We start from the raw sequence: 11,301 nt of genomic DNA, 5'->3' as shown, positions 1-11,301 counted from the left end.
GTAGGAGGGGCGGGGGTTTTTCGTGCCCCGATACCCAATTGTAGGGCTCAAACGAAGGTTGATCTCGGATCACGGTCCGGTTCGGCCACACATTTTCGATGATTAGGCGTTTTTCTACACGGTTCGCGATTTTATAAAGCAGAGCAAGGTTCTTTCGGAGTTCGGCCAGTTGCTCCTGGTGTTTCGCCAACTTTTTCAGGGTTGGGGCCTTAGCGGCTTCTTCTTGCAGTGTAGAGAGCCTAATCTTTATTGTCTTGCACTTGCGGCTATAGGTTTCGTCGGTGATCGTGCCATCGATTAGTAGGTCTTCTAAACGATCCAGGCGACGCTGCTCGTCGCTAATCCTGAGATTAAGGGACTGACGTAGATCATCTTCCCTGTCTGGACCATCTGGAGCTGTTTGAGCATCGATGAGATTAGTGCTCGGGAGCGAAGGTGTAAGTATTTCGAGCTCTTGGATGATAGCTTTAGTGAGAGCCTCTTCTCGTATCGTCTTGGTGGGACAGCTTGGCCTCTTGCATCGGTAGTAGACGTGGCCCTTTTGCTTCTCCGGCACCATTGGTCCCCCGCATAGTCCACATTTGAACAGACCCTGAAACAGGTGGTGATGCCGCGTCACTTTTGGCCCAGATCGGCTGCTCCTGATAGCCTGAACTCGCTGCCATGTCGCGGGTGATACGATAGGCTTGTGAACGCCCTGGTAGGTCTTCCCGCTGCTCTTTATGTAGATCAGACCGATGTAGAAGGGGTTCTGAAGGATGTTCCCAAGCCCGCAGAGCGTCAGCTGACCACCCCGCATGTTACGGAGGCCCTGCTGATGCATTTGTTTGAGAAGGGTCACGTAGGAGTGCTGACCTGAGGCATAGAGATCGAAGAGGAGGCGGATGAGTGGTGCAACCTTAGGACAGGGGGCTTTCGGTTTCCCGCTACCACAGTCGAGATACCCTGGAGGCGCTTTCCAAGGGAACAGACCCTGCTTCAGCCGCCCGTTCATCCCTTTGATCGTCTCTTCGCGTAAGTTGAAGATGAAGTCTTCCGCGATCACGGCCTGCAAATTCGCCGACAGCCGTCCCCCTCTGGTCTCAAAGTCGAGACCATCAGCCGCGAAGTAGGGCTTCACCCCAAACTTCGGTAGCTCTGAGATTAGCGCCCAATCGCGAAGATTTCGCGCTGAACGATCAATTTTGTGCATGATAAGGCCATCGGCTTTGCCCTGCTTCAACTGGCCAAGCATCTGTCCGAAAAGCGGACGCCCGGTCTTTGCGGCGGTCTCTTTCTCCTCGAACCATCTTGTGACCGTCAAATCGTTCTGGCTCGCAAATGCCGTAATTGCCGCTCTTTGCGCTTCGAGTGAGACCCCCTCTCCTTGCTTCTGGGTGGACACTCGAATGTATCCAAAACATCGCTTCATAAATCAAAGGTTAGGTCTTCAGACTCTAGCAGATCCTCCGGAAATTGCGAATCTGTCCACAGCCAATTCCCCTCAGCTAACAGCCGCTCGTAGATTATCTGGCAGAGCTCCAAGTGCCGTTTGAGATGTTCCTCGTCGGTCATCGCTCAATGATATACCGCGCAATGGTTCGAAGTAGCAGGCACCTCATATGGCGCTGCGATATGGTGGATACATCGACGCCGTAAACGGTTCGACGCGTTCGCCGTGGTGCATGACCTGCACGGTTGCCCGGCGGTTAGGCTGGTTCTGGAGGTCGATCACCCGGAGCGGCGCCAAGACACGCGCCAAGATTGGCGCGTCCTTGCTTCCGACCCTGAAGACCACATAGCTGCCCACGTTCCCGAAGATGGCATCGGATACGCCCCCATCAATTTGCGAGAGGTGCTGGTGCGCGAGCACCAACCCCAACCCGTACTTGCGCGCCTCGGAAAGCATGCCAGCGAAGGACTTGGTCGTAAGGCTAGGGAACTCGTCGACATAGAGGAAGAACGGCCTCCTAGCGGCCTCGGGGAGGCCGTGGCGAGTCGATGCGGCCAGCATCAGGTTTGATGTGATCAATCCGCCCAAGATGTTTGTGATATCGGCTCCGAGCCGCCCCTTAGCGAGGTTCACGATTAGGATCTGACCGGTATCCATCAGATGGCGGAAGCGAAGTGGCCGCCGTGGGGCGCAGAGGGCGTCCCGGACTGTGGGTTGCGCCAGGAAGGCGCCGAGCTTGTTCGCAATTGGGGCGACCCCGTCGGCGCTACCCTGATAGTTCATAGCCGGGAACTCGACCTTCCAGAAGAACTGGACCTGTGGGTCCGATATTTCGGTTACCACCTGACGTCTGAAGCCCTTGTAGGTCAGGAGCTTCAGGACGTCGCGGAGGTCAGCTTGCGGCAGCTCCAGCAGAGCCAAGAGCGAAAACCGTAGGATGTGCTCCATACGAGCCCCCCATGCGTTCGGCCACTGCTTCTGGAGCGTTTCGATGAGGCCGGACACGACCAGCGGCCGGTGCATGGCCGCGACCTTCGCTAGCGGATTGTAACCAAGCGGACAGCTTGGGTCCGCCAGATCCCAGTAGAAATGTGGGATATTCAGGTCTTGATGCAGGCTCTCCGCGACATCCCCGTGCGGATCGATCAGGCAGAAGCCAGTGCGGTGCTCAGCGTCTTGATGGGCTAGGTTCTGCAGTAGCGTGGACTTCCCCGTGCCGGTCTGTCCGATGATGTAGAGATGCTGGAGGCGGTCTTTCGTTGCGAGACCAAACGGGCATGGGGCTTGGTAGCGCCTGTATGCGAGGCCCAGCGTGTATCGATTTGATGGCTGCATCAGACGATCATCGCGCGGTCGCTTCCATGTGCCTAGCAGCTCGCCCATCGGCTGAGACGATCTGCTGACTGCTTTGTCGGTCAGGGAAGATGCGGCATACTGGGGTCAGATCCGTTCTTTGGTCCTGCCATCGCCCTTCGTCGGGCCCGGCCAAGCCTCTCGCTTGGACGCGCCCTATCGAAAGGAGATGCGATATGGACAGCGAAGCCGAAACAACCCCGAGAACAGAACAGATTCGAGAACTCAACGACCAGCTCCGCAGATGCGGTCGAGGCAATGGATCGGTTGTCCTCACCAGCGGCGTGCAGTCGCTCGGGGATGCCTTTCTTGCAGCCGTGGTGAGGGCGGTTTGCGAGTTTGATGACTTCTCGGAGGATAATGATCCCTGGGGAGAGCACGACTTTGGCGCGATCGAGGTTGAGGGTCAGAAGATCTTCTTCAAGATCGACTACTACGACTTGTCGCGAACCAAGGGCTCGGAAGACCCTGCGGATGGCTTGCTGACCCACCGGGTCCTGACCATCATGCTCAGCAGTGAATACTGATGAGCGGGGGCTACACGTCCTTCGACATGGTCTGGATGGAACGCGTGATCACCGTGTCCTATGAGGCGAATTGGCTTCGATCAGGACATTGGCATATCGAGCTGCGATGTGCAGAACCGCTGCCTCTAACGGATACTGGTTATCGGTCCATGTTCGTTCCCGAAGAACAGTTCCTAGACGAGGCGGAGATCGAGGGATTCGTTCAATGGCTTCTCGATGACGCGGCTGGTAGCGTGGCGTGGAAGGACTTTTTGGAGAAGAGCCGACAACTCAATCTATTTTAGCGATACGCTGCCTCCTAGCCGAGGCAGCGTTTTCATGCCGTATTGGAAGATCGTTGAAAGATTCTGGTCAGAAATTCGTCAAGACGTAGACAGCTTGAACCGTGGTCAGCCGCCTCGCTTCTGGTTGTCTGCATCAGTCGCCTTCTGTTGCACTGCCAATCTGTAATCTCGTTCGGGTCAAACTGAAGAGTGAGACGGGATCTTGCCGCCAGAATACGGTTCGTATTCTGGTCCCACTGGTTCCGCTTTTCGCCTCATGTTCGTCCCAATACCTAATTCCATTCACCGCATCATCCCATCCGATGCCCTGCCTGCTAGGGTATTAATCTTTCTCACCTTAGACTGAAGCTCTAGACGTTTAATCGCTAACAATAAGTCTATGAGTACCCAATTCGCCCTCGACCTTCGCCTTGCGCGCAGGAAGGCGGGCTATACCCAAGGAGATGTTGCACATCTCCTGTCTGGCCATCAGTCCCTGGTGTCGGATCTCGAACAAGGTCGCCGGCGCCCTAATCTCGAACAGATTATCGAGTTATCGTTGATCTACGGACGCTCGTTCGAGAGCTTCTTTGCCGAACTGCTGACAGAGCGACAGACAACCCTTCAAGTGCGTCTCGGGCGTCTACCAGAGATCAGAAAGCCGACGGCGCATACGTTTAACCGTGCCAACTCGCTTTCGCGTCTGAAGAAGCGGTTGGCCAGCCAGATCGAGCATGGCCGCGCTTAGCGTCTTGGCAATCGCGGTCGCCTCAGGAAAGGTTGGATACGTCTTCTTACATGACGGCCGGTTGCAGGACTGGGGCATCACGGTGAAGGCCGCCAAGAGCGGACGTGACCTAGTCGGTTTTGTGCAAGGCCTGATTAGCGAACTCCGCCCGGATATCGTCGTGACCGAAGACTGTGGCCCGGGATGCCGGAAGGGCGACCGAGCCATACGGCTGATCCGCTCGGTCGCCGAACTCGCCAGTCACAACTCGGTTCTCGATGTCTCAGTGCCAAGACCGCGAAGCTTTGCCTCGAAGTTCGAAGAAGCCGAAGCTTTGACATCCGAGTATCCTGAGATCGCAGGTTACCTGCCGGGACAGAAGCGCCGGATCTTCGACTTCGAGCCGCGGGGCATGGTGCTCTTTGAAGCACTTGCTCTAGCGCTTGAGGTGCTGCGAGGGCCACCGACGCGGCTCGCAGCCGCAATGGGCTAGCTTGGCCCGTCCAACGAACTGAACGAACCGTCCCTTAGGGGGCGGTTTCTCGTACCATGGCCATCCATAGTGAAATTCCTTGACTCATTGCGGAGCGAGATTGCAGCGTCTTGACGTTTGGTAAGGACGTTGTGAAATGCAATCATACGAAGCCGCTCGCCGCCTGTTTAGTTTCCTTAGTCTCTGTGCGTGGGTTGTAGTTGCCCTCGGGGCCGTCGTTGCGATCATTGGGGGGACCGCCACGCAGGGCATCGGGCGTGGCGGTAGTGAGGTACAGTTTTTGATTGGTGCGGCCCCGGGAATTATAATGGGTGTGGCCGGAGCCTTTGGGCTGGCGCTCGTGCAGATGGGCCGGGCATCGGTCGATACGGCTGAGTATGCCCAGCAGTCGCTGAAAGTCTCACGCGATCAGCTCGAACTTTCTAAGCAAGCCCTTGAGGTGCATCGAACGACAGCAGCGTCGTTTGCGAGCCGGGTATCGGCCGTGGCCGCTCAGTCGGCGCCGAGTAGGCCTGAGGCAAACGGCGCGTCCTATGCCGATCAACCGGGAGCCTCCCCTGCGCCCCAGCCGACCACAGCGCCTCCGTCTGCTATTGGATCAAGTGGCGAGACATCTACCCGGGCCATTGCAACAGATGAGCAGGTCCTCCTCCCACCTGAGCGAGAGGAGATCGTCTATAAGGATGGAGTGTTTTTTGTCGGGGATCAGGAATTTGGGTCTCGCGTCGATGCGGTCAGACATCGAAGCGGATCAGCGACCGACAGCGAAACGTGACCCCCATACGGACCCCCACCCCCTATGGGGGTCGAGTGTGGGGTTCGGGGCCGAACATTGCAGAGCAGCAGGGAACGGATCCTCTAACCTGGATGCCTGACTTCACCTGCTTTTCCAGGTGAGTAACCCTACCTCCCTAAATTCCAACCCGCACGTCTCGCGTCGACCAACTTAGGATCATCAACCGGCCATGCGCGTCTCGATCAAACATGAAACAGTTACCCGAGGCGCCATCTTCAAGAAGACATTCTACGAGGTACGGGTCGCCGTTCTGATGAGCCACGAGGAGCTCCAGATCATCCGGCAACGCAACTTGCTTGCGACCAAGCTTCTGGACCGCCGACCGGCCAACGCCAAGGTTGATGACCGGGACGACAAGTTCGATCTCTTCGTCAAGGACATCATCAACGGCAAGGAAGATCGCTTTCTCTGCCCGACGCCGTCGGATGCCAAGCGATACGAAGACCGGATGCTACATACCCTGTCTCAGTTGAAACTCTGGATCAACGACAACGCCGAGACGAGTGAAGGCATAGTGGTGGAACTCTGATGAGCCGCGACCTGTCGGACAGTGTTTCCAGCCTTGTCATATCAGCTCTGATCATCGGCCTTCTGCTGGGGGCCGCACTCCTGGTCACGCCGATATTCCTGCTTGGTCTCGCCGCGTATGCGGGCGGTCGGCTCTATTTTGAGAGCCCGGCTCGGGCCGAGCGTTTGGCCAAGACGGAGACGATGCAGCTCTACGATCACGCGCTGGCGGGCCGCGTTCAGGTGAGCGAGGCGCAGATCGACGACGCCTTAGCCGCGCATTGGCCAGCCCATACTCCGGACCAACTCAAAATGCAGCTTCTTAGGGTAGGGCGCGCGCTCTTCGACGCGGAAGGGCTGAGCCCGAGCATTCCTCCGCCGCCACATCTCTGCAACACGGTCGAAGGTGGTCGCTATCGCGATCTCTTGGCCAAACAAGGGCAGGCGAGGAACGACCCGGAGATGCTGCGATCCGCGCTCGACGTGATCTCGCAAGCCTTCGCTCCGATAGCTACAGCAGCTCCACCGATGTCAGGTGACGTTCTGGTGTCAGTCTCGCAGTTCCTGACACCGCACAACCTCGTCGTCGACCAAATCGTCACGCCGTTCTTCCATGACAATGGATACAATCACTTCAGGGCGCTACGCCAACAGCTAGATCACAATCTGCGCCAGACCCACAGAACAAATCCGATATTCCCGCGCGATTATCGAGGCGACGATGCGATTGAAACCTATCTGGCCAACACGCCACTCCGCGATTTATTCGACTTGCGTACACCGTTCGCCATTCCCGAAGAGCTTCGCTTTGAGCATACTCATATCGTAGCGGGTAGCGGCCACGGGAAAACACAGACGCTGCAATACCTCATCGCAAAAGATCTACCGGATGTTGCGGCTGGCGCGAAATCGGTTGTGGTGATTGACAGCCAAGGCGACCTGATCGGGACAATCTTACGGGCAAAACACCTCGACCCTGAGAATATCGTCCTCATCAATCCTGAGGATATCGCGTTTCCAGTATCTCTGAACTTATTCTCGGTGGGCCAGGATCGTCTTGATGGCTACTCCCCGCTCGAGCGCGAACGGCTGACCAACTCAATTATCGAGCTCTATGATTTTGTGCTCGGCTCATTGCTTTCAGCTGGAATGACTGCGAAACAGAGCGTCGTTTTCCGCTACGTCACCCGCCTGATGTTTCATATCCCGGACGCGACCATCCACACGCTACGTGACCTGATGGAGCCCGGCGGGACCGCGAAATATCGAGAGTATATTTCGAAGCTCGAAGGCACCCCACGCCGGTTCTTCGAGACCGAGTTCGAAAGCAAGGAGTTTGCTGCTACCAAAACCCAGGTGCTCCGTCGCCTGTATGGTGTGCTGGAGAACCAGACTTTCGAACGCATGTTCTCAAACCCGAATTCGAAGTTCGACATGTTTACCGAGCTCAATGCCGGCAAGCTAATCCTCATCAACACCAGCAAGTCACTCTTGAAGGAGCAAGGCACGGAGATATTCGGCCGCTTCTTCATATCCCTTATCGCCCAAGCCGCGCAGGAGCGGGCGGTGCTGCGCCAGGAGGCCCGTCTCCCGGCCATGATCTATGTCGACGAGGCGCAGGACTACTTCGACGCCAATATCGGTGTGATCCTCTCGCAGGCCCGCAAGTATCGCGTGGGAATGGTGATGGCTCATCAGTTTCTCGGGCAACTCTCCAGCGGTCTGGCAGAAGCCTTCGAAGCCAACACTTCAATCAAACTGGCTGGTGGCGTGTCGAGCCGAGACGCCCGTGCGCTAGCGAGCCAGATGTATGCGACGCCCGAACTGATCCAGCAGCAGCCCAAGGGCTCGTTCGCGACGTATCTGCGCGGGCTAACCGATAGGGCGGTCCCGATCGCATTTCCGTTCTTCGAGCTCGAGAGCTTGCCGCGCACAACAAAAGACGAACGTGCCGCGATCTTGCAACACAGCCGAAACGCCTATGCGCAACCCTGGGAGATGAACGCTGAACATAGCGATCCAGACGACGCAGAACCCGATGCCATTGCGCCAAAGAAACAAGAAGACGACCCGCTCGCACCTTCCCCGGAGTTGTAGCGGGATGCGATCTTCGGCGCATGACGCGCAAGTTCTCTTCCCCGCCCCATCTTCGGTTGGATGTCCGTCCGACGCTCCGTGAGATACGGTGGTTTGGCCATATCGATCGACATGGACCTCAGTCATCTAAGTTCCTATACGAACTGACGCGAAACACGCATCGCTGCCGAGATTCGGCCCTACGTCGCCTGCAAGCGCTGAGAGAAGCGGGGTATCTGCTCTTGCCGCGGCAGCAGCGGCAGATCGCGAAGGCGGAGTTCAATCCGTATGTTTATGATCTCTCGAGGCTTGGCTGGGAGGTACTGGCGGATCATCAGAACCTGGAACGCCACTGCCGCCCCACTGGCCACTGGTGGCATTGCTACTGGGTGTCGGCAGTCTCAAGCGCGGTCGAGATCAAAGCAGCACGGGCGGACTTGAGCTACATCCCGGCAGCACAGATCTTAGCCATCACGACTTCGTCGATGGGGCTACCGCTCAACAAGTTCACGCTGATCCCCGACCAACTCTTCGCGATCAAGTACCCCGCTGGGTATCGTGCCTTCGCGCTTGAGGTCGATAGAGGCAGCGAGCCAGTCCGGTCCCGCGCGGCGAGAAAGTCGCTGCAGAAGTCAGTGATGCAGTATCAGCAGGTCCTTAACGATCGACTTTACCGACGGCACTGGGGGCTGAAGTCGAACCTGGCCGTACTGTGGGTGTTCACGAACGCAAGGCGGAGGACGCAGTTCTCGTCCCTGCTCGAACCGGGTGAGCGTCGCTTCCGGTATTGCGCTAGCGAATCATCCTTCCTGTCATGGTATGTATCCGCTTCGTTGGTTGATGAGCTTGACCTGGTTTAGATGGGCGGGAAGCGGAAGTTCGCCGCGGGCGCAAAAGGATGTTCTGCTCAATAAGCAAGCGGTCGTTGGCTCAGTCAGCGAAGCTGTCTATGCCGCAGCTCTTCAGATTGACTTTTGCGTTCGACTGGAACAAATTAAGAACATATCATCCTTCATGCACCAGAAAATGTTGGCACAGCCGATCGAGTGTGCTTTACATGAACAAAAATTGAGGTTTGGGCATTGCCAACTTTTTTTGAGTTTTTCGCTGGCGGAGGGATGGTCCGTGCCGGTTTGGGAGCAGGTTGGACCTGCAAATTTGCGAACGACTTCGATGCGAAAAAGGGCAGCGCGTATGCCGAGAATTGGGGTGCCGACCATCTGATCGTCGATGATGTTAGAAATGTGGGTCTTGCTGATCTGCCTGGAGTGGCGGACTTGGTCTGGGGTTCGTTTCCGTGTCAGGATTTGTCTCTCGCCGGTGGTGGTGCTGGGCTGAAGGGTGACCGTAGCGGTACTTTCTACCCCTTCATGTCGATAATGCGCGAGCTCAACGAAGGTGGCAGAGCACCTAAGATCATAGCCTTGGAAAATGTTGTTGGTACGCTCACTTCGCATGGGGGCTCAGACTTCCAAGCCATTTGTCGGGTCTTAAAGGAGCTAGGCTATCGATTTGGAGCCTTTGTGGCGGACGCCGCCTTGTTTGTACCTCAAAGCAGGCCGCGTCTTTTTGTAATCGCGGTTCATAATAGCGTGACCATTCCGCTTGGTCTTCAAGGTAGTAGCCCAGAACATCCGTGGCATACCTCGGCGCTGAAACGAGCATTCGAAAACTTACCTCGAGAACTCCGCGAAGATTGGATTTGGTGGTCCATGCCCAAACCCAGAAAGAGGACCTTGGATTTCGCAGATCTTGTCGAAGATCGGCCGGACAGCGTTGAATGGCATTCTTCTGCAGAGACAACGGCGCTGCTTTCCATGATGAGTGAGGTTAATCTTGCAAAGGTCGAAACGGCCAAAGCAGCCAAGAAACGAATGGTTGGCACCATCTATAAGCGGACTAGATGGGAACACGGCATTAAGGTTCAACGCGCAGAAATCCGTTTCGATGATATAGCTGGATGTTTGAGAACGCCCGCCGGGGGCTCTTCTCGGCAGCTGATTATGATTGTTGAAGGCAAAAAGATTAGGTCTCGACTCATATCGACGCGTGAAACCGCTCGGTTGATGGGTTTGTCTGATAGCTATAAATTGCCTGAAAAGTACAATCAGGCATATCATTTGACAGGTGACGGGGTTGCCGTGCCAGTAGTTCGACATATTGCGAAAAGCATCTTCGAGCCAATCGTCAAGTGCAAAGGCAATGATGGGGATTTTACGAATGGCCGGGGCAACACCATGCAAGAAGAATGCTGCCCTGAAGGCACAAGTTTCCGAACTAGCTGAAGTCTTAAAGACACAAGCCCACACCTTGGGCAATCACGGACTAGACGAGCACGAATTCTACAATAGCGGTTTGTTCAGGGGAGCGGTTGAGCAGATCCGCGGCGAGTTTGTCGCGTCGATGACACCTAAGCGCGAATTTGTGGCTCATGTATTGAACCACATGGGTGACGAAGGGCACATAAAGGATTGGCTCTCTGCAGGGGCGGCAAACAGACACGACTACTCCGTTACTCTGAATGACGGCTCAACAGCAGCCATTGAGCTCAAGGGCTGTTTGGACGGGAACAACACAAACATTTTCACCAGGCCGCCACACGCTGATGAGTTTATCATCTGGTCGGTGTGCACCAACGCTTCGGCGGACCCAGAGAAAAATGTCTGGTCTGGACTCCACACTCGGCTCAGCGCCGAAATGATTGACAGAGATCAACGGATCGACGGAGTAGTAGTCTGGGACTTTGTCTGCGGAACAGTTGGAAGACCCTGTCCGAAATTGTTGAGTTCTCCTGAGCGCATTCAGCAGATTGGACCTTACGCTTTACCACCGCCTTGTATCTATATGTTCCCTTCGACGGTGCCGTCTCCTCGCAATAATCCGCAGCCGAAACCTCAGCCTATTGAGAAGGTCGGGATACTCTCCGCTATGCACAGGTGTTTCGGCGGGCGGGAGGCGGAGATCTTTGATGTACACTTCTCTGCTCGCTATGAAGGAGCGGACCTCCAAAGGATGACGCGTATCGAAAAAGACGGCACCATGATGAGGGAGTCTGGCTTTACGTCAATTAAGAGGCAATAACCTTGCAGCGCACATTCGTTCATGACGCAATTTTAGGATACGTTTT

General features: G+C 56.0%; 11 protein-coding genes. 9 read left to right on the top strand and 2 right to left on the bottom strand.

Going from position 1 to position 11,301, the window contains the following annotated elements:
• Both ACK8OR_RS17845 and ACK8OR_RS17840 read right to left on the bottom strand, forming a co-directional pair.
• Positions 1 to 1,384 (bottom strand): recombinase family protein (locus ACK8OR_RS17845; RefSeq protein WP_410190748.1); only part of this gene is annotated, 1,384 nt, incomplete at its 3' end.
• Positions 1,385 to 1,597: 213 nt separating this feature from the next.
• Positions 1,598 to 2,815: a type IV secretory system conjugative DNA transfer family protein gene (locus tag ACK8OR_RS17840; protein ID WP_410190747.1), complete on the bottom strand. Its 1,218-nt coding sequence runs from the start codon at positions 2,813 to 2,815 to the stop codon at positions 1,598 to 1,600.
• Between the two features lie 146 nt (positions 2,816 to 2,961).
• Between ACK8OR_RS17840 and ACK8OR_RS17835 the strand changes: the two genes are divergently transcribed.
• The 9 genes from ACK8OR_RS17835 to ACK8OR_RS17795 all read left to right on the top strand — a co-directional run bounded on the left by ACK8OR_RS17835 (position 2,962) and on the right by ACK8OR_RS17795 (position 11,255).
• A complete protein-coding gene (locus ACK8OR_RS17835) occupies positions 2,962 to 3,312 on the top strand; it encodes a DUF3768 domain-containing protein (protein WP_410190746.1) in 351 nt (116 codons plus the stop codon).
• Positions 3,312 to 3,596 carry a hypothetical protein gene (locus ACK8OR_RS17830; RefSeq protein ID WP_410190745.1) on the top strand — a complete coding sequence of 95 codons (285 nt, stop codon included), beginning with the start codon at positions 3,312 to 3,314 and terminating at the stop codon, positions 3,594 to 3,596. Before ACK8OR_RS17835 ends, ACK8OR_RS17830 begins: the two co-directional genes overlap by 1 nt.
• 379 nt (positions 3,597 to 3,975) lie before the next feature.
• Positions 3,976 to 4,323: a helix-turn-helix transcriptional regulator gene (locus ACK8OR_RS17825; RefSeq protein ID WP_410190744.1), complete on the top strand. Its 348-nt coding sequence runs from the start codon at positions 3,976 to 3,978 to the stop codon at positions 4,321 to 4,323.
• Positions 4,310 to 4,795, top strand: a complete 486-nt coding sequence (locus tag ACK8OR_RS17820) for a hypothetical protein (RefSeq protein WP_410190743.1) — start codon at positions 4,310 to 4,312, stop codon at positions 4,793 to 4,795. Before ACK8OR_RS17825 ends, ACK8OR_RS17820 begins: the two co-directional genes overlap by 14 nt.
• 965 nt (positions 4,796 to 5,760) lie before the next feature.
• A complete protein-coding gene (locus ACK8OR_RS17815; protein WP_410190742.1) occupies positions 5,761 to 6,120 on the top strand; it encodes a hypothetical protein in 360 nt (119 codons plus the stop codon).
• On the top strand, positions 6,120 to 8,195 hold the full coding sequence (locus tag ACK8OR_RS17810) for a type IV secretory system conjugative DNA transfer family protein (RefSeq protein WP_410190741.1): 2,076 nt from the start codon (positions 6,120 to 6,122) through the stop codon (positions 8,193 to 8,195). Before ACK8OR_RS17815 ends, ACK8OR_RS17810 begins: the two co-directional genes overlap by 1 nt.
• 20 nt (positions 8,196 to 8,215) lie before the next feature.
• Entirely contained in the window at positions 8,216 to 9,034 is an 819-nt protein-coding gene (locus ACK8OR_RS17805; protein WP_410190740.1) for a replication-relaxation family protein, read from the top strand.
• 222 nt (positions 9,035 to 9,256) lie between these two features.
• Positions 9,257 to 10,459, top strand: a complete 1,203-nt coding sequence (locus tag ACK8OR_RS17800) for a DNA cytosine methyltransferase (protein ID WP_410190739.1) — start codon at positions 9,257 to 9,259, stop codon at positions 10,457 to 10,459.
• On the top strand, positions 10,395 to 11,255 hold the full coding sequence (locus ACK8OR_RS17795; RefSeq protein ID WP_410190738.1) for a hypothetical protein: 861 nt from the start codon (positions 10,395 to 10,397) through the stop codon (positions 11,253 to 11,255). The genes ACK8OR_RS17800 and ACK8OR_RS17795 overlap by 65 nt, the downstream gene beginning before the upstream one ends.
• The last annotated feature ends 46 nt before the right edge of the window (positions 11,256 to 11,301 follow it).

The organism is Jannaschia halovivens (assembly GCF_046452375.1).
Taxonomy (GTDB): domain Bacteria; phylum Pseudomonadota; class Alphaproteobacteria; order Rhodobacterales; family Rhodobacteraceae; genus Jannaschia; species Jannaschia halovivens.
Note: the sequence above shows the minus strand (reverse complement) of the source record. Positions and strands in the feature narration are given on the sequence as shown.

Excerpts from the sequence above, each read along its gene's own strand:
- ACK8OR_RS17840 (WP_410190747.1), bottom strand. The coding sequence starts at position 2,815 with ATGGGCGAGCTGCTAGGCACATGGAAGCGACCGCGCGATGATCGTCTG.
- ACK8OR_RS17835 (WP_410190746.1), top strand. The coding sequence starts at position 2,962 with ATGGACAGCGAAGCCGAAACAACCCCGAGAACAGAACAGATTCGAGAA.
- ACK8OR_RS17830 (WP_410190745.1), top strand. The coding sequence starts at position 3,312 with ATGAGCGGGGGCTACACGTCCTTCGACATGGTCTGGATGGAACGCGTG.
- ACK8OR_RS17825 (WP_410190744.1), top strand. The coding sequence starts at position 3,976 with ATGAGTACCCAATTCGCCCTCGACCTTCGCCTTGCGCGCAGGAAGGCG.
- ACK8OR_RS17820 (WP_410190743.1), top strand. The coding sequence starts at position 4,310 with ATGGCCGCGCTTAGCGTCTTGGCAATCGCGGTCGCCTCAGGAAAGGTT.
- ACK8OR_RS17815 (WP_410190742.1), top strand. The coding sequence starts at position 5,761 with ATGCGCGTCTCGATCAAACATGAAACAGTTACCCGAGGCGCCATCTTC.
- ACK8OR_RS17810 (WP_410190741.1), top strand. The coding sequence starts at position 6,120 with ATGAGCCGCGACCTGTCGGACAGTGTTTCCAGCCTTGTCATATCAGCT.
- ACK8OR_RS17805 (WP_410190740.1), top strand. The coding sequence starts at position 8,216 with ATGACGCGCAAGTTCTCTTCCCCGCCCCATCTTCGGTTGGATGTCCGT.
- ACK8OR_RS17795 (WP_410190738.1), top strand. The coding sequence starts at position 10,395 with ATGGCCGGGGCAACACCATGCAAGAAGAATGCTGCCCTGAAGGCACAA.